The 21,618-nt window shown below is 44.3% G+C and carries 15 protein-coding genes and 1 riboswitch; of the genes, 7 read left to right on the top strand and 8 right to left on the bottom strand.

Annotated elements, in window-relative coordinates; translation table 11 throughout:
* The first annotated feature begins 412 nt into the window (after window positions 1–412).
* Window positions 413–498, top strand: a riboswitch (cyclic di-GMP riboswitch).
* Between the two features lie 88 nt (window positions 499–586).
* Window positions 587–1,951 (top strand): hypothetical protein, encoded by a 1,365-nt coding sequence (locus K9H14_01070; GenBank protein ID MCG9478783.1) that lies wholly within the window; start codon window positions 587–589, stop codon window positions 1,949–1,951.
* Between the two features lie 126 nt (window positions 1,952–2,077).
* Here K9H14_01070 and K9H14_01065 read toward each other — a convergent pair whose 3' ends face one another.
* From K9H14_01065 to K9H14_01055, 3 genes are read right to left on the bottom strand one after another with little or no spacing between them, the layout of a single operon-like run.
* Window positions 2,078–3,058 (bottom strand): flippase-like domain-containing protein, encoded by a 981-nt coding sequence (locus K9H14_01065; protein ID MCG9478782.1) that lies wholly within the window; start codon window positions 3,056–3,058, stop codon window positions 2,078–2,080.
* The gene (locus K9H14_01060; GenBank protein MCG9478781.1) at window positions 3,059–4,033 is read right to left on the bottom strand and encodes a radical SAM protein; all 975 of its coding nucleotides are present in this window, start codon (window positions 4,031–4,033) and stop codon (window positions 3,059–3,061) included.
* Between the two features lie 4 nt (window positions 4,034–4,037).
* On the bottom strand, window positions 4,038–4,976 hold the full coding sequence (locus K9H14_01055) for a glycosyltransferase family 2 protein (protein MCG9478780.1): 939 nt from the start codon (window positions 4,974–4,976) through the stop codon (window positions 4,038–4,040).
* A 199-nt stretch (window positions 4,977–5,175) separates the two neighbouring features.
* Here K9H14_01055 and K9H14_01050 point away from each other — a divergent pair, with 199 nt between their 5' ends.
* The 3 genes from K9H14_01050 to K9H14_01040 are packed head-to-tail and all read left to right on the top strand — an operon-like array spanning window position 5,176 to window position 9,648.
* Window positions 5,176–8,010: a YfhO family protein gene (locus tag K9H14_01050; GenBank protein MCG9478779.1), complete on the top strand. Its 2,835-nt coding sequence runs from the start codon at window positions 5,176–5,178 to the stop codon at window positions 8,008–8,010.
* Entirely contained in the window at window positions 7,998–9,395 is a 1,398-nt protein-coding gene (locus K9H14_01045) for a hypothetical protein (GenBank protein MCG9478778.1), read from the top strand. The genes K9H14_01050 and K9H14_01045 overlap by 13 nt, the downstream gene beginning before the upstream one ends.
* A complete protein-coding gene (locus K9H14_01040; protein ID MCG9478777.1) occupies window positions 9,382–9,648 on the top strand; it encodes a hypothetical protein in 267 nt (88 codons plus the stop codon). The genes K9H14_01045 and K9H14_01040 overlap by 14 nt, the downstream gene beginning before the upstream one ends.
* Window positions 9,649–9,715: 67 nt before the next feature.
* On the opposite strand, the gene K9H14_01035 is transcribed toward K9H14_01040, so the two are convergent.
* Window positions 9,716–11,608, bottom strand: coding sequence for a DUF11 domain-containing protein (locus K9H14_01035; protein ID MCG9478776.1), 1,893 nt, complete (start codon window positions 11,606–11,608; stop codon window positions 9,716–9,718).
* Between the two features lies 1 nt (window position 11,609).
* Complete coding sequence (locus tag K9H14_01030) at window positions 11,610–12,569, bottom strand: GDP-mannose 4,6-dehydratase (protein ID MCG9478775.1); 960 nt, start codon at window positions 12,567–12,569, stop codon at window positions 11,610–11,612.
* 82 nt (window positions 12,570–12,651) lie between these two features.
* Here K9H14_01030 and K9H14_01025 point away from each other — a divergent pair, with 82 nt between their 5' ends.
* The gene (locus tag K9H14_01025) at window positions 12,652–13,731 is read left to right on the top strand and encodes a hypothetical protein (protein MCG9478774.1); all 1,080 of its coding nucleotides are present in this window, start codon (window positions 12,652–12,654) and stop codon (window positions 13,729–13,731) included.
* On the opposite strand, the gene K9H14_01020 is transcribed toward K9H14_01025, so the two are convergent.
* The 3 genes from K9H14_01020 to K9H14_01010 are packed head-to-tail and all read right to left on the bottom strand — an operon-like array spanning window position 13,721 to window position 18,828.
* Window positions 13,721–17,437 (bottom strand): CotH kinase family protein, encoded by a 3,717-nt coding sequence (locus K9H14_01020; GenBank protein MCG9478773.1) that lies wholly within the window; start codon window positions 17,435–17,437, stop codon window positions 13,721–13,723. The genes K9H14_01025 and K9H14_01020 overlap by 11 nt on opposite strands.
* A gap of 4 nt (window positions 17,438–17,441) precedes the next feature.
* Complete coding sequence (locus K9H14_01015) at window positions 17,442–18,137, bottom strand: DUF4956 domain-containing protein (GenBank protein MCG9478772.1); 696 nt, start codon at window positions 18,135–18,137, stop codon at window positions 17,442–17,444.
* 4 nt (window positions 18,138–18,141) lie between these two features.
* On the bottom strand, window positions 18,142–18,828 hold the full coding sequence (locus K9H14_01010; protein ID MCG9478771.1) for a polyphosphate polymerase domain-containing protein: 687 nt from the start codon (window positions 18,826–18,828) through the stop codon (window positions 18,142–18,144).
* 279 nt (window positions 18,829–19,107) lie between these two features.
* Here K9H14_01010 and K9H14_01005 point away from each other — a divergent pair, with 279 nt between their 5' ends.
* Window positions 19,108–20,544, top strand: a complete 1,437-nt coding sequence (locus tag K9H14_01005) for a glycosyltransferase family 4 protein (protein MCG9478770.1) — start codon at window positions 19,108–19,110, stop codon at window positions 20,542–20,544.
* 77 nt (window positions 20,545–20,621) lie between these two features.
* Window positions 20,622–21,602, top strand: a complete 981-nt coding sequence (locus tag K9H14_01000; GenBank protein ID MCG9478769.1) for a glycosyltransferase family 2 protein — start codon at window positions 20,622–20,624, stop codon at window positions 21,600–21,602.
* Window positions 21,603–21,618: the final 16 nt, after the last annotated feature.

Below are 21,618 nucleotides of genomic sequence, written 5' to 3'. Positions count from 1 at the left end.
CCAGGATAGCCAGAATAATAAGGGTAGCGGAAACTTATGATGCCCTGACCAGTAAACTAAGGCCGGAACTGATGTCCTCAAGTGAAGCGCTTGAAGCAATTAGAAAACAATCAGGGATAAAATTCGATCCGGATATGGTAGATGTGTTATTGAGGGTAGTAAATAATTAAACAATTGTTTCCGGCCAAGATATTAATAACCATATCATAATATGCTGCTGCAAAGTTCCATTTTCATTTCAAGTTTTGGTCCGCTTTAATATAAATATTACTGATATTGTTACAACCCGATTTCCAACTGTGGCAAAATTACTGCAATTACTACTTGACATGATATTTAAATATATTATATTTATATAATACCTAGAAAAAATACTTAGATATATCTACAATAAAAATTAAATATTGTCTACCAGCAATTTAGAGGCTTTGAAGCTTTTCCTGTATCTGGGCGCTTAAAGGGAAAGTGGAGCGAATAGCGAAACCGGCTAAATATTAGCCGGTTTATTTTTTTGGGCCATGAAAAAGGAGGTGACAGTTTTAGAACAGACGGCCCACTAATTGTAAATTTATCCAAAGGAGGGAAAATGTATTTTAAAAAACCAGGAAAAATTGCATTTATTCTAAGCTTAGCCATCATGCTGGTGCTATTTTTGGTACCAACGTCTGTATATGCCCAACCGGCAAAATCTACCTATGAGTTTTCTTATGACCTGAGCGGAAAAACTTTTGTTGCTGGAGGCTCTGGCACTGATGTACCGGTTACTTTAAGTACGGATACATTGGGTAGTGAAGGCTATAGCAATGTTATATACAAGGTCAGTTACAGCGGACCGGGTACAGCAGAATTATGGGCTTCAGATAGTTCTGGCACCTATGATGTTGCCGCTATAGGCAGGTGGGGCCCTGCAAGTGGATTTGCTCTTGATGCTGATTTTAGTGCCACTACCAGCTTTGAATGTAAATTTGATACTGCCGGAACATATACCATAAATTTTGAACTGTATGATCTGGATTCAGATAGCACTATTACTTCAGGAAGTGCTGAAATAAATGTATTAGAAGCTGGTAAATCGGAATATGGATTTTCTTATGATGTGGGCGGCAAGGAATTTATAGTAAATGAACCCACAGTAATTCCCGTAACTCTTCAGGCAACTACCACAAGATCGGAAGGATATGGCCTGGTAATAATAGATGTAGAGGTAAATGGGCCGGGAACCGCAAAACTGCTGGCCAAGGATACCACCGGCACTGAATACGATATAGCGGCAGAAAAGCACTGGGGTCCGAAGACAGGATTTCCCCTTCCTCCTGACTATTCCGCTACTACAGATGTTACTGCAATATTCGATACCGCCGGAGATTATACCATTACGCTTACCCTGATAAATTTGAGCGAACCAGTAACTTTAATGGTTGCTGATAAGGTGATCTTGCCCGAGCAAATGATACTGGCTCAAGCCTCTGAAACTATTACCGTAACTGAGCCGGGCCAACCCGCCCAGGATACGAATAAACCGGCTTCGTCTCCTGAAGAAACCGAAACAGCAGTATTTACTATTACTGCCTCTGGCGGCAGCGGCGGTTCCATATCTGATGAGGGAGTGACCGAAGTAACACAGGGAAATGATAAGACCTATATTATAACTCCCAAAGATGGTTATGAAATATCGGAGGTTATGGTAGATGGTGTACCTGTGGGGGCAGTAGATAGTTATACCTTTTCCAATGTAGATTCGAACCATACTATCTATGTTGATTTTGGCATCATAGGCCAGATAGAAGCTGCAGGTATTACCGAAGAGAAGGAAACTGTAGAGGTAGCAGGGGTTACCGAAGAGCTGCCCTATACCGGGTATGACTGGTTCCATTATATATTAGCCGCGGCTGCCCTGTTGACTGCAGCTTGCCTGTGTACTTATTTAAGGATTGAGGGAGCCAAGAAATAAAACTTATGGAAGGGAGGCCCGGAAAGGGCCTCCTCATTAATTTTTACCAACCAGGTTTTTTTAAGCTAAAACAAAACACTATTAATAATGGATCTGGCAGTATCCAATATAGAATACCGGATAAAACTATTTTTTATCCGGTTGCCTGATATTTGCAATCTTGGGCTTTCTGATTAAAAACATAACCCCACCAATTATTGATTCTGCTAAAAGCATAAACAGGATCAGCAGGGGAAATATGGCTGCTCTGGAAGCAAGTACCCCAAAACCGGTCAGAAAATAGGCAGTGGTATTTTCTCTTATTCCTATCCCTCCAATAGAGATGGGAATCATTGCCACCAGCAGTACAATGGGCACCATAAATAAAAAGGACACAAAACTTATATCTATCTTCAGCGCCAGGGCAGCAAAATAATAGTGAAGGATTACATTAAACTGCATCAGGAAACTTAAAAATACCAGCAAGGCTAAAACCTTTTTGTTTTTCAAGGCGGTAAGAGCCTCCATAATATTTCTCAGTTTATCCTTAATTTTGCGCATAAATTTGATTTTGAAGAGAAAGTTCAAGGGTTTCAGCAACCGGGGGTTTAGAAGCAATATTAAAAATATGCCAAAAACCACAAACAGTATGATAACCACCACAAAGATGAAGTTTAACTCAGTTAAACTGAAGCCTAAAAACAATGACAGCATTACAAAACATACCAGGGCTATAACCCCGGTGCCTCTTTCCATCAGGATTACAGTCAGGGATTTAGGCCAGCTGCTGTTTTTTAACTGGGCCGCATCATAGGCGCGGTAGGTATCTCCGCCTATGCTGCTGGGAAGGAAATTGTTTAAAAAAATACCGATAAGCAGTGATCCATTTAGATAGTTGATGGTAGGGTTTACCCCCTGGAGCCTGAGAAGCATCTGCCACCTTACCGCAGAAATAATAAGCCCGGTAAAATGCATAAAGGCTGCCAGGAAAAGAAACCAGAAATTTATATCATTAACCGTTACCGTAGTGAGAAAATCAACTATTTCATCCCAGTACTTGTAGATCAGGTAACCGATAAGGGACAGGCTGACTGCTACTTTAAGAATATTAAAGATTCTGGATTTCAATTAACTTGCCCCCAGGTTGTCTTTTAAAAAAGTCTTCAGGTAATCGGTGGGAAGCCCCATAAAAGTATCCCTCCACAAACGGTCACAACAATTGCAGGGTACAAGATCCGCTATATCTTTTCCGGCTATTTTTTCTCTCAGTATCTGCATGGATTTTCCGTTAAATACAGAATCAATGCTCTCCTGTTTAATATTTCCCAGTTTCAGGCTGCCCTTAAAATCCTGGGGACAGGGTACCATATCCCCGTTAAACAATATCACTAAAGCATACCATAAAAAGGTACAGGCAACATAATTGTTCCTGCCATGATTTTCTCCCTGTACCAGGCCTGCCCAGTTATGGGGTTTCCTGGTTACTACTCGGTTTAGGGGCAGCCGGTCAAAATTTTTTAAAAACTTCTCCCTTACCGCCTTATTTTGCTGGGGGCTGTACTCCATTATCTGAAGTACGGTATAGGGCAGGGGGCTTGAAAGCTGTTTCTTTCTTTTTAAGAAATAGATAATATTTTCCAGGGTATGTTCAAAATTTGAATTGATCCGCTGGGCTTCATAAGTTTTTTTATCATAACCGTCAAAAGAAAAAGAAATAAAATCCAGGCCGGACTTAATGATCTGGTCGGTATTTTCTTGGTCCAGCAGAGTAGCATTGGTATGGATGCGTATGGTAGCCGGGGTCTTTTTGGCATAGGTTATCATATCTATAAGCCGGGGATGAAGGAAAGGCTCCCCCCGGTGAAAAAGATAAATATCATTTACCCGGTGGCCGACCTGGTCCATAATCTGTTTGTAGAGGTCAAAATCCATAAACCCCTTGTCGGCGGAAGGGATGTCCTTATTGGGGCACAGCCGGCACCTAAGGTTACAGTTACTGGTAACCTCTATCCACACCCGGCAGGGGAAATAATTGGTCCGGGTGTTTTTTTTAATATAATTAAAGTATGACTTTGCCAGCCTGGATACTTTTTTTATATTCACCTGTTTAGCCCTTTATCTCCCTTATAAAGTAGGTAGGCTTCTGTTGTGACTCATGGTATATGCGGATATTTAACTCTGCCAGCAGACCGAAGGTAATAAACTGTATCCCTATAAATACCATGAATATGGCCAGGATGAACAGGGGACGGTTTCCCAGGCTTATCAGGAAGAATATCCTCTGTATGATAAGTACCAGGGTAAGTATGCCTCCCAGGGCAACCACAATTATCCCCAGCAGGCCAAAGATCTGTATGGGCTTGGTGGAAAAACTTAACAAAAACTTCAAAGTTATTATATCCAGGAATACCTTGAAAATCCTGTTTAGCCCATACTTGGACTTACCATGCTTCCTGGGATTGTGGTTAACCACTACCTCGGAAACATTTATGCCCATCCAGCTGGCTAAAGCTGGTATGTAACGGTGCATTTCCCCGTAAACCTTGGTATTTTTTACCACTTCTTTTCTATAAGCTTTCAGGGTACAGCCAAAATCATGGAGTCTTACCCCGGTTAGAAAGGATATGAGCCGGTTGGCTATCATGGAAGGAAACCTCCGGGTGAGATAATTTTCTTTCCTGTCTTTTCTCCATCCGCTTACCACATCGTAGCCCTTATTCATTTCTTCAACCAGTTTGGGTATATCTTCCGGTTCATTCTGAAGGTCGGCATCCAGGGTTACCACAATCTCTCCCTTGCTGTAATCAAATCCTGCACTCATGGCCGGTGTCTGACCGAAGTTTCTCCTGAATTTTATAATCTTAAACCGGTTGTTGGCCTGGTGGACTTTTAGCATCTCGTCCCAGCTGCCATCCTGTGACCCATCGTCGATAAACAGGACCTCATAAGAGAGTCCGGTATCATCAAGCACTTTTTCCAGCCTTTGATGCAGGGATTCTATATTTTTTTCTTCATTAAAGATGGGAATGATTACTGAAACATCGATGCTTTTATTGTTCTCCATTTATTAGTCCTTAGAAACCATAACCAAAATATGAAAAAAGTTTAGCATTATAGCAGGGGTTTGTCTATCACCGCTTACTGCTGTTGATTATAAAACAAATCATACATTATTTTTAAACCTTTTGTTTTAAATCTATATTTTAAATGATAAAATCTATCTAAAAATCTAGGTCAGGATACAGGTGCCAGGCAAACAATTAAGCCAAAAATCCAGAGTAAAAGAATATCTTATAGTATCCATTCTGCTGATTATAATGATTGTAGGTTTTCTGTGGAGGATATTCTTTGCAGCAGATGTACTCCTTCCGGCGGATATGGTCAATACTACTGTGCACCCCTGGGCTCTTTCTGAACAAAACCAGTATCAGCCTGGCCAGGCCCCCTACAATAATGCCTTATCCGACCCCATATACATATATTATCCCATGAAACATTACCTTAAGGCCAGTTTTGACCAAGGGATTGTGCCCATGTGGAACCCTAATGCCTTCTGCGGCTATGCCTATAACTCCAAGGTGGTAAGCGACCTTTACAACCCCCTTGATTTTCTGTTTCTGCTGCTCCCCACCGTGTATGCTTTTGGTTTTGCAGTAGCCTTCCACCTTTTTGTGGGGGGAATGTTTATCTATATCCTGTGTAAAAGCCTGGGCATAGGCAAACTGGGCTCTTTTTTCGCCTCGGCGGTGTTTATGTTCAATGCCAATACGGTGGTATGGCTGGAGTTTCCCACCCACTTCAGGGGAGAGTTGTGGATACCCCTGATATTGCTTTTCCTTATCAGATTTTACCGTGAGCGCCGGGCAGTGTTTGCCATCCTGGCAGGTATAGCCCTGGGCCTGCAGGTTCTCTCCGGCTACAGCCAGGTGGTTCAGTTTACAGCCATAGCCATAATTATTGTGATGCTGGTGCATTTGTTCTATGACCTTAAGGATAAAAAATTCAAACAATTCTGGCAGAATATAGGGGTTACCGCCCTGATAGGGGTAATAGGTATGGCTATAGGGGCCTGCTTTATACTTCCCTTCTATAAAGAGTTACAGGACTCTCTGCGGGCGGTACAGGACCGGGGAGGAGGGGGCAGCCCCAACTTCAGATACCTGGTAACCATGTTAAACCCCAATTTTTTCGGAAACGGCATCAAGGGCTCTTTCTGGCTGTCCGGCACCAATTTTATAGAGGCGGTCCGTTATTCCGGCATAGCTACCCTGTTTCTGGCAGCTATTGCAGTAGTATTTAAAAGAGGCAAACTGGTATTTTCCTTTCTGGCCATTGGGGTAGTGGCAGTGCTGCTGAATTCTGTGCCCCAGATTTTTGATATATTTAACAGAATTATTCCTTTCTTTAACAAATCATCCATATCAAGGATCCTGCTGCTGGTACCTTTCTGCCTGGCAGTACTGGCTGGATTTGGCATATCCTATTTGCAACACATAAAAATTTGGCAGAAGAAGAAAACCATGATTTTTACTGGAGCCCTGGCAGCTGTTTTTATGGCCATCATTATTGGCTTGAATTATGGTTTTGATACCCATATCAGCCTGCAGGATATGAACCAGAATCCCCTGATAAGGCTGGAGACGCTTTCCTTCATATTATTTATGGTGCTGGTGGCAGTTTCTGCCGCTTTCATTATCTTGGCCATAAACACTAAAAAGAAGGCATTCATATGGCTTCTGATCCCCCTTATAGTATGTGATTTGTTTGTGTTTGGCATAAACTACAATACCACCTCCCCCGCAGACCAGATCTATTTTGAGACCGAATCCATAGCTTATCTTAAACAGGATACCCAGAGAAGCAGGAATCTGGGAATAATGGGCGGCACTTTTAACCCCAATTCATTGTGGATACACGGCCTGGAGGATATAGCCGGGTATGATCCGGTAATGCCCTATAACTATGCCCATTTCTGGGCGGCGTTCCAGGGAAGCGACCGGGTAAGGCCCAATGGCAAGGTAGGGGCGGATAAGCTGTATGCTAATTTTCTGGCCCTTACCAATACCAAGTACATAACCAGCTATGCCTTTATGCAGGAGATGGGATATTTTTTCAATAATATGGATAAAAACCTGGACCAGCACAGCCGGGAAAACAGCGTGCTTACCACCTGGAATTTTATGGAACACATAATTCCCACTATAGAGGTAAGCTCGGATTCAGCCATGGAATTCAAATATAAAATACCCCCGTCCAGTGAGCTGGTATTCTATAATGCTATCCATCCCAACTACTGGGCCAGCCAGCAGGGAGACGGGGTAATATACAAGATCTATATTAAGGATGGGGACCAGACCGACCTGGTATTTGAACAGGACCTTAACCCGGTGCAGGTGGAAGGTGACCGCAGGTGGTTTGCCCACCGGATTGACCTTTCCGCTTATGGGGGACGGGAAGTAACTATGGTATTTCAAACCGTCAGCAAGCAGGATGCTGAAAATGATGTGCCGGGATGGGGCAATCCTATGATCATACCCAAAGACAGCCTGGGCCTGGGCGACCTGATGTTAAATTACAATAAGGAAGTAAAGATATACAGAAACTACAATTTTCTGCCCCGTGCTTTTCTGGCAGGAAACTCCCTGGAGTTTGAATCCGAGGAGCAGGTTTTAGCTTACCTGGTGGATAACCATAAACTGGATCTGCAAAGTACAGTACTTCTGGAAGGCAGCAACCCTCCGGTAGAAGGAAAGGCAGAGGGTAATACAGAGATAACCGAGTATTCCAATAACCGGGTAGTGCTGAAGGCAGAAACCCAGGAGCCTGCCTATGTGGTGCTTCTGGACCGCTATGACCCGGACTGGAATGCTTATATAGACGGGCAGAAGACAGAAATACTTAAGGCCGATTATCTGTTCAGGGCTCTTTACCTGGAGCCGGGAGAACATGAAATAGAGTTCAGGTATGAACCGGTGTGGTTTTATATCAGCATTGCTGTTTCCGCATTTGTTTTGCTAATATCGGTGGCTGGTTGTATATTTATTTACTACAGGGAAAGGCGAAAAGAGTGCAGGCAATAGTAAATAAAATAAGGCGCATATATCTTGGCTGCTACCCTCCGGAGATAAGAGAACAGCCGCAATCCAGATTGCGGGTAAACCGTATTATCCTGGGAGGAGTTCTGCTGAGGTTTTTGTTTATGCCTTTTTCTGCCCATAATGACTTTTTATCCGAGCATGTAAGGGTATACCAGATAGCAGAAGGCATAAACTTTTTCCCCAGCTTTTTCCAGTTTGTATCCCATTATATGGATGCCTTTTTCATGAAGATAATCCTGCCCTTTATACCCAATGCGGCAGAGGTTTTTGTGCCCATGGAGGGAGGCATTACCACTATTGAAATTGAAAATATGTTAAGGTTTGTATCCTCTCCCTATATTTTCAGGACCCTGTTTATGTTTAAAATTCCCTACCTGCTGCTGGAACTGGCCACGGTACTGCTTCTGCTCCAGCTTATCCGGCAGAGAAAACATACCATGGCCTTCCTTAAATTCTGGATGTTTAACCCGGTAATAATATATGCGGTATACATATTCGGCAGATATGAGATCTATATCTATTTCCTGCTGGCCCTGTGCCTGTATTTTGGCATAAGCAAAAAGAATTTTTACTTAAGCGGCCTGTTTCTGGGATTATCGGTGGTAAGCAGGGCCTATACCTTCTTTTTGATACCGGTACTGTTTATACTGCTGCCCAAAAAATTGAGAGACAGGATAGTGTTTATAATATTTACCATCCTGCCTATACTGGCGATATTTGCCTTCCACAGGACCTATCCGGGAATAAGGACCCTGCACGGCCTGGAAGCAGAAAGCCAGTTTTTAAGGTTTCTCTTTGATTATTCCCTTATTGCCCTGGGAGGATTTAAGATCCAGCTGTTTGTATTGTTCTATATACTGTTTTTAGCCGCACTGTTGTATTTAACCTACGGTTATAAAATAAAAAACCTGGGGTCAGCCTACCGGATATACCCTGACTCCGAGCTTACCACGGTATCCATATTCAGCCTGATTTTTTTCTTAATATTTTATCTGACTTCTCCCTCAGCTGCCCAGTGGTTCAGCTGGTTTATACCCTTTGCTGCCATCATAATATGCAGGCATTCTAAGTACCTGGGCCTGTTTTACCTGCTTACAGGGGCCTGGTTCTTCTTCTGGCTGTTCAATTCAGACATTGGTGTGTTTACCCCCTACCTGTTCAGCCCACTGGACGGAACTTATTTTCACCAGATAGCAGAAAATTTCAAGCTGCAGCTTTTAGACCTTAAATTCGGCACCACCGTAAATATAGAGACCTTTATAAATTTCTTCAGGACTGCATACAGCGCAATTATAATATGGATACTGCTGCTTTTGGGAAAAGACATAGCAGACCAGATAAGGGGGGCCAGAGATGGGGGCAATTAAGCAGGCAATAATTAATATAATTACCACCAGGCCGGTAAGCACCATTCTCAGCAAGGCTTCCAGCGACTTTATATTTTCTTCTATTTATTTATTTCTGGTAGGCCTAGTAGTGATAGGCATAGTTAATCTAAGCTTAAAAGTTAACCGCAAAAGTAAAAAAACCATTACCCTGGTAAATACCATACTGTTTGCTTTACTGCTATTGTTAATAGCCCTGGCCAATGTGCTGTTTATGGCAGTCAGGGGCAATTAAACCAAATAGTAGGCATCAATCCTGCAGTAATATTATCTTATACTGCTTTTCAGCTTCTACCTGCAATCTACCTGGTACCGTACTGGTTAAGGTACCTGGAAATGGTATTGAAAGCAATAGTAGCCACAAATTGATCCCCGGTGCTGTTATAGTGCAGTCCGTCTCCCAGGTACTGGTTTGGATTTCCGCTCTGCATCATAGGATTGAATACATCCACAAACACCGCACCGTGCTGGGCCGCAACCTGGGATGCCAGATTGCTATAAGTGGCCAGATCTGAATTGTGGTGGGCTTCATTAACCTTTTCATTAGACACTCCGGTAGACATTACCACTACCAGGGCGCCGGTATTGGTCTTTATGGTATCTATCATAGCTCCCAGATAATAGCGGAAGGTCTCCGGGGCTATCCGGTAATAACCGGAAGAGGTATCGGCATCATTTGTACCATAATTGATGATAAAAATATAGGGGCTCTGGCCCAGGATTCCCGAGCTGAGCATCCGGTTATATCCCATATCTACAGTCTCCCCGGCCTTGCCGCTTTTAATGAAGCTAAAGTCTCCGTAAAAATATCTCTGTTCAAACATATTGTTTAAGTGGTTTACCCATTTGGTATTGGCAACCTGGGAGTCACCCATAACCACCACATTATAACCATAATTGGAAATAACCGTATGGGTTACCGATTCTGAATTCAGCCTATCTTCCTGATAGATGAGGGTACAGGTATTGGTGACTTTGGTACCGTAGTACAGGCCACCAGAAACTTTTACCCGGTAGAAATAAGTAAACTCTTCACCGGGAGCCAGTTCCGCTATCCTTATGCTGAATACCTTATTCTGCATTTCCCAATTAAACATGGAAGGGTCAATACTGGAATCAAGCAGGGTGGTATTATCGGGAATAGAGTTTTCCACAAATACGTTAAAAGCGCTTCCATCCCCATCATTTTTAAAGGTTACGGCGTATTTTATAGTTTCATTGGGTAGAAGGTCCCCGCCATTTTCATCTGCCCCGGTCAGGCTGAACTGGCTGAACTGGGGGAAAGCCCTTACCGTTAGCTCCTGGTTTTCAAGAACTGCCTGGACAGTGCCATTTTCAATGGTAGGCCCGAATACAACTTTGGTGTTATCTGCAAGGCCGGAGGCTACCTGAACCGAGTAATTTATGAACATTTTGGCTCCGGTCTCCATCCGGTCCACCCTTATAACCGGCTCTCCATCCACCTGGTCCATATAGGCGGTATCCGAGGTAAAACTTCCTTCCACATAGTCGGTATTGTCGGGAATTATGCCTTTTATCTTTACATCTTCGGCTATCATGTTACCGCTGTTTTTAATAAAGAATACAATATTCAGGTTGTCACCCATCCTTATGTATTCCCCATTTTCATCGGTAACCTTGTAATAGGATTCTGCAAAATCAATATTGCTTTCCACAACTGTCTCCAGGCTGGTTTCAAATTTCTTCTCTATCTTCTCCTGGTCGCCCTGCCTTCTGTAGGTGATCTTAAAACTGTTATTGGCGATAACCGTGCCGTGGTCCAGGGGATTATCTACAGTAACGGTATAAGACAGTTGCCTGGTCTGGCCTACTTTTATCATGTCCACCATGAAACTAATGGTATCCCGGTCTACATGTTCCAGGTAATCTATATCCTGTGAGCTGATGCTGGTATGCTCCGGCATATCTGTAGTTATATGCACATCAGTTACATCTTTTCTTCCCTCATTGGCCAGGTTGATGGTATAGGTGAGCTCATCACCGGGACTGGCCTGGTCGGCAGATACAGTTATATAGTTGGAACCGCTGCTAACGAAATTGGGGGTGTTTAAGTAATCTAGATAAAATATATATCCTACGGGTATGGCTATGGCCAGTATCAGCGCCGCTATAATTATAATGATGAATGCTTTACTTTTAAAAAAGTTTGAAGAATTCTCTTTGCTTTTATCCACTTTAATTCTCCTTTTGTCGGTACCAATTAATAAATTTTTCTATACCCTGCTCCAGGGGAGTGGAGGGATTATAATCCAGTATCTGCTTTGCCTTTTCTATACGGGCAAAAGTTGTCTCTACATCCCCCGGCTGCATCCCCATCTGCCGGATTTTTGCCTTCTTACCCAGTTTCTGTTCAATGATTTCAATAAGCTGCCTTAAGGTTACCGGGTGGCTGTTGCCCAGGTTAATAATCTGATACCCCTTTACTCTGTCCAGGCAGGCCTTAAGCGCTGCAGTTATGTCATCTATATAAGTATAATCCCTGCTGGTGGAACCATCTCCGTACATATCAATGGTATCCTCCCTGTCTATCTTGGCCACAAATTTATGTATGGCCATCTCCGGCCTCTGTCTGGGACCGTAAACAGTAAAAAACCTTAAGCAAAAACAATTTATATTATAAAGATGATGATAGGTATAGCAAATAAGTTCCCCGCTTTTTTTAGTAGCAGCATAGGGGGAGATGGGGAAATCCACATTATCGGTTTCGGCAAAAGGTATTTTTTTGTTATTGCCATAAACCGATGAGGAGGAGGCAAAAATAAATTTGGATACCCCATTTTCCTGGGCCAGCTTAAGTAGGTTCATGGTTCCATTAACATTAACCTGCCCGTAAAGCAGGGGATCCTGTATGGAAGGCCTTACCCCCGCCCTGGCAGCCAGGTGTACCACCTGGCCTATCCTATTGGCTTCAAACACTCTTTTAAGTGAAGGGTAATCGGTAATATCTGCTTGGCGCAATAAAAAATTAGGGTAATTCTTAAATTCAGCTATATTTTCTCTTTTAATGGCCGGGCTGTAATAATCATTAAAATCATCCAGGCAAATTATTTTTCCCTGGTAATTATTCTTAAGCAGTCTTTCTATGAAGCTGGAGCCTATAAAACCAGCCCCGCCGGTTATTAGTAAATTTTCCATCTATTGTGATAAAATTGATAAATATTTTAACATTATACAGGCTTGCAGTTATTTTTTCTAATTAATTATGGGTGCTTTAGTTATGAAAAAGCCATTACTTATAATTATTATTTTGATACTGGCTTTGCTGGTAGCTATAACCATTTATTATTTCTTTTTCAGGCAGGAACCTTTAGCAGAGGGACCAGGCCAGCAGGAATCCGCCGGCTACCGGCTAGCTGCCCGGGAGATCTCACATATAGACCTTGATTCTGAGTGCTACAGCCTGGGGGCCAGCCGGGACTTTTTGTATATGGGTTTGAATAATAAGATAGCGGTAATCGATGTATCCGACCCTGCCAGCCTCAAGCTGGCATCAGAGTACAGTATCCAACCATGGGCAGAAAACCAGGGCCGGGCTATAAGCCTGCTGATAGAAGATAATATCATATATGCCTGTCCCAACCACCGCCTGGATATACTTCAGGTAGGGGGCGGCACCACTATATCCCACCTTTCCTCCCTGGAGCTGGAAGGATTTGATATCCAGCTGGCCAAAATAGGAAGCACCCTGTATATCAAAGGATCCTATATGGGTCCTGAGCAGCAGGAGCTGGCCAGAATTTATGCAGTTGATGTAAGCCGGGCCGGGAAACCTGAACTTATGTGGTCGCTGGATATTGACGAAGCAGTATATTCTATTGCCGCCCATGATGATATAGTCTATGCCGGGGGCCGGGGAGCGCTTTATGCTATAGATACAGGCAAACAGGGGCAGGAAAGAATAGTTACCAGTGACCTGGAGGGATGGATTAACCATCTACAGGCCGGCCAGGATTATCTCTATGCCGCCGGCAGCCAGGGTATTTCAACCTATAGCCTGGGGCCGGAACCCAGATTACAGCAAACCTCTGACCTGGGAGGGTATCTGCAGAAGATTATGGTGGGCAGTGAATACATATGGGGCTTGCTGCAAACCGGAAAAAGCAGCCAGCTGGTGGAAGTAGACAGGCAGGGGCTGGAGGTTTCCTTCCGGCAGCCGGTGGAAGGGCTGGCCAGGTATCTTTACTGGGACCAGCAAACCTTATTTATAGTAACTTCAGAGGTAATCCTCAGCAGCCAGGATTTATCCCAAGCCGAGCATGTGCCTTCCAGGCTGCTTTCATATCAAATTAACTATTAGCCGGCATAAAAGTTAAATTAATCTCCAGGGGAACGATATTGTACCTGCCCTGCTCACCATAGGCAAAAACCCATAACAGGTTGATGCCTTCATGCAGCTGATCTTGTTTAATAAGGGCAGTAAAACCACATTCCTTATAACCTGCATGGTCAAAAAATTGGGCCACATCTTCCCGGGGCTGCCCGTAACCGGCAACGGTTACCAGATTCAGGGTTTCCCCGGCCTCATTATAGATTTCTACCCTGTGGATAGCCGGGCCCTGTTTGCTGGAAACATTTACCGCCCAGCCGGAAAGGTTAAAATCGCCAGTGATATTTTCACCCGGCTGGGGGTAGTCAACACTTATGCGTATGGCCTCATTTACCATATTGGTATCCAGGCTATCAGTAGCATTTATATAGGCATCCAAAAAATTGATGCGGTCATGGGCCCATGATTTTAGATAATCCAGCTCCTGGCCAAAATTGTAGGCATCAACATACTGGTCATTTTTCCAGTTGTCGCCCACCACTATGGGGTATTTATTGAAATTGCGCTCTGCAGAATCCTGGATAAGCTCAGCATTGGCATCTACCATCTGTTCAATATTTTGGTAAGAGAACACGGTATCTTTTACCTGGTTCCACCTCTGCTTAAATTCCCGGCTGTAATTGCCGGTTGAAAATAACCGGTCCAACAGTCCATTAGAATACCAGCGGGCAAAAGAGGTCTTGATGCTGTATGCATTCCTGCCAAATGATGCATTATAGTCCCAGGGCACAAAGAAAAAGCGGCTGTCCTCCTGGTTGTCCCTGGCCAGGTACTGATTGTTTAGCAGGGCATCATCGGTTCCGGTTACCAGTATCAGCAGGTGAAGGTCAATGGCATTGGCTGTATCCAGCATTTCCCCTATGAACTGATTAAAATAATTATCAGGAGATTTTATGGCCATCTCCCTGAAATAGGCCAGGGGGCTCCAGAATTCACCCTGGTCGGGGTTATCCGGATTGGGCTCTTTCTGCAGGTATCCCTGGTAGGGCCCCAGTTTGTCATAGGGAATATAATTTATGTCAGTATTGAATCTTCTCCAGCTGGTAGCCGAACTGTAAGATTTGTAAACCACGCTGTGCATGGAATCATCTGGTGAAAAGTTGTTCAGGTGCAGGCTGTCTTCATCAATCCTTTCAGTCAGCAGATACAACCCGCTGTAGCTTCCGTTTACAAATACCTCCACAAAACGGGTCTGGGAAGCATAATCATAATGGTCCTGGTCCCCCAGCTGGTTAAACAGGTCATAGGATATTTTATCCCGCATAAAAGATCGGTCCAGAAAACAGCTGTTCAGAATCCATTTTCTGGCTTCTATCATATCCAGCAGATCAACCTCAATATTGTGTACCAGATTTCTTTCGAATTTAAAGCTGTAAGATTTTTTCTGTGAAAACCTGCTGGACCCGCCCCTTATCTCTATAAGGCTTTCTGTATCCGGGGTATTGTAATTATACCAGTCCTCATCAGATATCAGCTGGAAATTACAGCCAATTTTGGGAAAGTTAAGGATGTCCTGCCCTTCAGTATCTATGGTTACTACCGGTACCTGGCCGGTGGTAACCCACAGCTGATACTGGCCCCATCCTTGGATATCCACAACCCCGTGGTATATAAAATCTATAAAATCATACTGCTGGCCATTGGACAGATCGGTGGTTCGGGGGATACCGTAGCTGGCCAGGCTGTAGGAGTTTTCAAGCTCAAAACCAACTGTCTTTACTGCATGCCTGCCATCAGCAGTGCTGACATACAGGTACAGGGTGTGCTGGCCGTTTTCCAGGTAGATGGAATCAAAAGTAAAAGAAAAACCGCTGTCTGTGTACTTGCTGTCCCCCAGATTAGCAGCTACATCTTCCCTGGTCAGGCCGTAATCTGCCTGCCCCAGGTAGTTGTCTAAAGCCAGGGGCCCGTCGGACAGGTACACCGCCTCTATCCCCGGACCGGTATGGCTCAGCTGGTCAACAGCCCAGCCGGTAACCTTAACCAGGCCGCTAACGGTCTGGCCTCCTTCCAGGCTCTCTATATTTACTGTCAGGCGGTCATCGGGGTTATCCAGGGAGAATTCTTCCGCGGCTTTCCTAAAGCCGGCCTCCCTGTCTTCCAGGTGTCCCATATTAAAGCTTCCATAGGAGATAGGTTCAATATGTATGGGGACATCATTTCCCAGGCTGGTATTAATGGTCTGCAGGGTGGCTGCTCCAGGTTCCAGGGCACAGAATATGGTATTGGATTCATGGTTTATGGTTGCCTCCCTATCTCCTATAAAGATCTGGAGATTGGAGCCAATATAGCGGTCCAGCCAGGCGGTTCTCTGCTGCATATATTGCTGCATGTATTCTAGCTCCTGGCCAAGTCCGGTATCTTCTTCAACCAGTTCCGGATCATATGGCCATCTGAGCCGGTTTCTGTCCAGGGCAGGTTCAACAATCCGGGCATTTTCCTCCATAAGGGATTGCAGACGGGTTAAGCTAAAGCCATCGTTTTTTAGCTGCTGCCACTTTTGCTGCAGCCGGTCCCTGAAGGCAGGGTCTTTTTCCAGCAGGCTAAACAGCCGGTTCAGCCTTAAAACCCGGACCGGCTGCCTAAAGGAGTTTCCGTCCCTGCCAAAGCCGGCCTGATAATAATCGCCGGGACAAAAACCTAATTGGTCCTGCCCGGGACTTTGGTATATAAACTGGTAGGGCGCCAGGGGGTGGCTGCATCCGGTAAAAAGATAAAGCAGGTAATTATCAGCAGCACTGTCCAGGTCTATAGCTTCCGGTATCTTCTGCTTCTGCACCTGGTCTGCCAGCCGGTCAATAATATAAAGCATATCCGGCGACTGCGGCTCTACCTGGGAGAAACCGCTGGCCCCGTGGGACAAATTGGCCTGCCAGCCGGAAGCCTCAAAAAGCATGCCCTGTTCCCCGCCAACCGAAAACAGTGGTCCCGAGTGTCTCTGGTACAAAAGGTATATGCCCTGGTAGTCCCCATTTAGCACCAGTTCGACATACCTTGGATTAGGGCGGGGATGGTCCTCAGACATCATGGAAAAAAGGTCATAGGCAAGTTTTTCTCTCATCAGCGAAGGGTCCAGATAGGTTGAGCTTAAAATGAAATTGGTACCGCTGCCGTAATCCAGCAGGGGGGAAGGCTCTGGGGTAAATGGATTTGAGCCCAGATTAAAACTGTAACTGGGCTGGGGGCAGTCCCGGTAATTGTTAACTGTCTCTATGTCGGCAGTGATATTGGTATCCACAGTTTGGTCATAAACAGACATTATGCAGGGTATTTTAGGTTCATTGGGTATATCCTGGCTGCCGGTATTAATGGATATTAAAGGAAGTGTCCCCGTGGTTACCCACAGGTCATATTCGGTTCTTCCGGCAATGAGTTTGGAATGTGAAATATAGCTTTGAAAATCATAATAATTTCCCGAACTGATTTTGGTGGTTTCTCCGGTTCCAGGATCCTGTATATATACCCGGTGGTTGTTCAGGAGGAAATTGAACCGGATTTCCTGGCGGGTATCTGCGTCCGGATCCAGCCTTACCATTATGGTCTGGCTTTTGTGGTCAATAACTGCCGGGGTGCCGCCCACAGATAATTCCGGTCTCTGCCACCAGTACAGAAACAAAGCACCCCCCAGGGCTGCAATCAGGACTATTATTATGGCTATATCCCTTTTTTTAAACATTAAATTAACCTTCTTCCAGGTCTCCTTCATAAGATACCAGGCGCATATTTTCCATGGAGGGCAGGTTTTTTACCTCAGATACAAACTGCTGCAGGTTGTCTTTCTTAATCTTTATCTCTACCACCAGTTCATAGCGGCCGTCTTTTATGTTTTTGGATCTTAGCTTGTATACCATACATAGTTTTTTGCAGATTTCCTCCAGCTGGGGGTAATCATCTTCGCTGGTTTCAGCAATAACCAGGTAGGGCTCGGTTATACGGATCTTTTTGGACAGCACAAATACTACCAGGCCAATAAACAGGGCACATATGATAGCCAGGCCATAGGCGGATATTCCACAAATTATACCATTGGTTATAGCCCAGAAGAGAAAACCTACATCTTTGGGATCCTTGACTGCCATCCTGAACCTTACAATGGACAGGGCTCCAACCATACCCAGGGCCAGCACTATATTGGATGCAATAATCATTACCGCTGATGTGGTTACCAGGGAAACCAGGACCAGGGTTATATTGAAATTTTTGGAGTACAATACCCCGGAAAAGGTTACCTTGTAGATCCAGTATATGAACATGGCCACAGCCAGAGCAAGCACCAGGTTAATTACTACCTGCAGCAGGTCTATCTGCTGGGCTGCGTCCTGCATGGAATCCATGTTGAGGGATTCCAGAAAATTTCTGAAAGTAATCCTATCCATTACCCTACCCTTCTATATATCTTGATAAAGTATATTTGCTGATAGCGCAGCTTTCAAAACTGCCTACCTGCAGTATTTTTTTAATCCACACCGGTATATTATGCCTGTACTTTATTTCCATAATCATTTTTTTTGAACCAAGCAGGCGGTCCAGAACCAGATCTGACTGGAAAAAACGGCCAAAATCGGTCTCGTTTTTACCCAGGAAACGGTCAAAAGTAACCCGCAGTTCCGGGGTATTATAAAAATAGGCATCCCTGAAATAATCTACTACTACTGCCGGATGGTAGCGGTCCTTGCTGAATTCAGCATAAACCAGATTGGCAGTAAGATGCTTTTTCCCCAATAAAAACCGGTACCGGCCGGACATCAGATCAAACACCTGGTCCCGGGTAATGGCTACCGATTGTTTGTATATGTAGTTATCACTTTTTGATTTTATCTCCAGCTTAATAGGGTGAGGGTTCAGGTCATATAATCTTACCCTGTATTTATTTCTTTCGCTTATACCTGCTATTTTATGGTAATAGCTGTGATTGGATTTATTGTCAAAATAAAGGCTCCTGACCGCATAACCGGACTTCTGACAGTGGATATCTCTGGTAAACACACCTTTTATGCGGTCAGCAAGCTTTAAATAATCAAGATAATTTATATAGTATTTCAGTTCATGTCTGTAATTTTTGTCCATAAATAAAAAAGACTTATTAAATTTATAGGGTAATTATATACTATCAGCTTTAAAAATCATCAACTTAGCAGAATAATTGTTGCTGGCCTGGTGGGGTTTATAATGTTAATTCTTTTCACTATCCCCTGAACCGGCAATATATACTTTATTAAACATATTATATTAAATGAAAAAATAGAAGGCACAGCATGGATTAATATTATATAATATTAGAGGCCTTAAATTTTTCTTTTAACCTTTTTATGGTAAAGTAAATACAAAATTCATCAAGGCTTTGATATGGGGAAATTATTCATACTGGGAATGAGCCCCCTTCCTTTTGAAAACGACAGGAAGGTTTACGGCACAGGGATCAGGACCTGGCAGTTTGTACAGCCACTGCTGGAGGACGGACACCAAATTTGCCTGGTCAACTACGGCATCCCCAGCGCATATGACCGGGATTTTAAATCGAGACATATAAAGGATTTCCAGCACCAGGATTACCGCTTTGATTACCATATACTGGCTCCGGAACAATTTGAAGACCTTAAGCTGGTTACCGGGATTTGCACCGATTTTAATCCTGACTGTATCATCGGCTGCACCTTCTACCCCTCCTATATAGGGTCAAAGATAAAAACCGGCCTGCCCTTATGGGCGGACCTGTTTGGCCATGTTATGGCCGAAGCGCAGGCCCGGGCGGCAGTGGATGAGGATGACGGCTGCCTGTTTCACTACTGGAACAGTGAATACAATATATTAAGGAAAGCAGACCTTTTTTCCTGTGTATCAGAGAGGCAGGAATATGCCCTGATAGGTGAGCTGGGAGCAGCAGGCAGGCTGAATCGCCATACCCTGGGATATGATTTCAGCTACTGTATTCCCTGCGGCATGCCTGCGGACAGTTACCAGCACACCAGGGAGGTTATAAGGGGCACAGAAGGTATTGGAGATGATGACTTTATAGTGCTGTGGACCGGGGGCTATAATACCTGGACTGATGTGGATACCCTGTTTGAAGGCCTGAAGCTGGCCATGGAATCCAATCCTAGGATAAAGTTCGTATCCACCGGGGGAGAGATACCAGAGCAGGACACCAGAACCTACCCCCATTTTCTGTCCCTTATTGAGGAAAGCAGATTCAAGCATAATTTTCTAATGAAAGGCTGGATTAAGGGAGAGGATGTACCCAATTATTATCTGGAAGCGAATGTGGGAATAAACATAGATAAGGACATATATGAGGTAAGGCTGGGCAGTAAAAACAGGATCCTGGACTGGATGAGGGCAGGGCTGTGTGTGGTCAGCTCTGATGTATGTGAGCTGACTCATACCATAGAAAAAGAGGGGGTAGGCTATACCTTTGCCCCCGGCAGCAGCCAGCAGCTGGCCAAACTTCTGCTATATCTTGCCGGTCACCGTAAACAGGTAAAGGAGCGGGGGCAGGAGGGCAGGCAGTATGGACTGAAGCACTTTAACTACGCTTACACTACCCGGAACCTGAAGCAGTGGGCAAAAAAACCATATACCGCCCCTGACCGCGGCCAGGATAAAAAGATATTGTTTCAAAAGGAAGAGGCGCTTAACAATATGGAAGGCATCGCGGCCAGGCAGAAAGAGATGATAGCAGACAGGGATGCCAGAATAGCAGAGCTGGAAGCCATAGTTAAGAAGGGCTTTATCTACCGCAGCTATGCTTATCTGAAGATGCTTGCAAAAAAGATTAAGGGTTAAATATTGCCGGCTAAAATTGTAATAATAAGTTTTCTATATTAAAATCTATTTACTTATAAAACCTTATACCAATCCCTATGGAGCAAAAAAGCCTGATTGTAATTATAACCTATAACAGTGAGAGCTTTATTGAAAGATGCCTGGAGTCGGTGGCAGCCCAGAACTACAGCCAATGGTTTTTACTGGTGGCAGATAACCATTCTGAAGACCATACCGTAGAAAAGATCAAGCAGTTCAGAAATTCCACCCCCCAGATATCCCCGCATAATTTCAAGATGCTGAAAATGCGCAAAAACCTGGGGTTTTCCGGGGGCATAAAAAAGGCCTGTTTCGGCTATATGGGCCAGAGACTTAAATCCTTTTCTTCCATAGTTTTTTTAAACCCGGATATGTACCTGGAGCCGGAGGCTTTGGGCCAGCTTACCGGGCCTCTGGAGCAGAGCCCGGATATAGGGGTATGCGGAGGCTTGATACTGGATTACGAGGGCCAGTCCATACAGCACCTGGGCGGGTTGATATCTGCCAACTTTATTACCACCCATATAGGTGCGGATAAAAGCTACGGGCAGCTCAGGGATGAGTATAAGGAAAAAACAGGGCATGTTCTGGATACGGTTAAGGATGTTAATTATGTGACCGGGGCCATGCTGGCTACCCGGGCCAGGCTTTTTGCAGGGCTGGGCGGTTTTGATACCGGGTACAGGCCCGCCTATTTTGAAGAGCTGGATTATTGCTTAAAAGCAGCCAGAAAAGGTTATAGGGTAGTGGTAAATCCCCTGGCCATAGCCAGGCACAAACAGGCAGCAACCTTGGAAAAGTTCAGCAGTAATTTTTATTCCCTGTACCATAAAAACCGCCTGAGGTGCGCGGTAATCAATGCCCGGCTGCCCTACAGGGATTTTACAGCTGCAGAAATTAAATGGGCCAGGCACCAGGCAAGCCCCGATCAGCGCAAGGCTTTAGCCTCAGCTTATATGAAAAACCTGCTGCTGCTGACCCTAAACCTGATGGTTAGGATAAAAAACCATTTTATATTAAACAGATTAAAGTTAAAATAATAACAATCTTAATTTT

Source organism: Actinomycetes bacterium (genome assembly GCA_022396035.1).
Lineage (GTDB): Bacteria > Actinomycetota > Humimicrobiia > Humimicrobiales > Humimicrobiaceae > Halolacustris.
The sequence above is the reverse complement of the archived record's forward strand: the minus strand, read 5'-3'. Positions and strand labels throughout refer to the sequence as shown.

What these genes read in the sequence shown, in the direction of transcription:
- K9H14_01070 (MCG9478783.1), top strand. Translation starts at nt 587, where the DNA reads ATGTATTTTAAAAAACCAGGAAAAATTGCATTTATTCTAAGCTTAGCC.
- K9H14_01040 (MCG9478777.1), top strand. Translation starts at nt 9,382, where the DNA reads ATGGGGGCAATTAAGCAGGCAATAATTAATATAATTACCACCAGGCCG.
- K9H14_01030 (MCG9478775.1), bottom strand. Translation starts at nt 12,569, where the DNA reads ATGGAAAATTTACTAATAACCGGCGGGGCTGGTTTTATAGGCTCCAGC.
- K9H14_01025 (MCG9478774.1), top strand. Translation starts at nt 12,652, where the DNA reads ATGAAAAAGCCATTACTTATAATTATTATTTTGATACTGGCTTTGCTG.
- K9H14_01020 (MCG9478773.1), bottom strand. Translation starts at nt 17,437, where the DNA reads ATGTTTAAAAAAAGGGATATAGCCATAATAATAGTCCTGATTGCAGCC.
- K9H14_01015 (MCG9478772.1), bottom strand. Translation starts at nt 18,137, where the DNA reads ATGGATAGGATTACTTTCAGAAATTTTCTGGAATCCCTCAACATGGAT.
- K9H14_01010 (MCG9478771.1), bottom strand. Translation starts at nt 18,828, where the DNA reads ATGGACAAAAATTACAGACATGAACTGAAATACTATATAAATTATCTT.
- K9H14_01005 (MCG9478770.1), top strand. Translation starts at nt 19,108, where the DNA reads ATGGGGAAATTATTCATACTGGGAATGAGCCCCCTTCCTTTTGAAAAC.
- K9H14_01000 (MCG9478769.1), top strand. Translation starts at nt 20,622, where the DNA reads ATGGAGCAAAAAAGCCTGATTGTAATTATAACCTATAACAGTGAGAGC.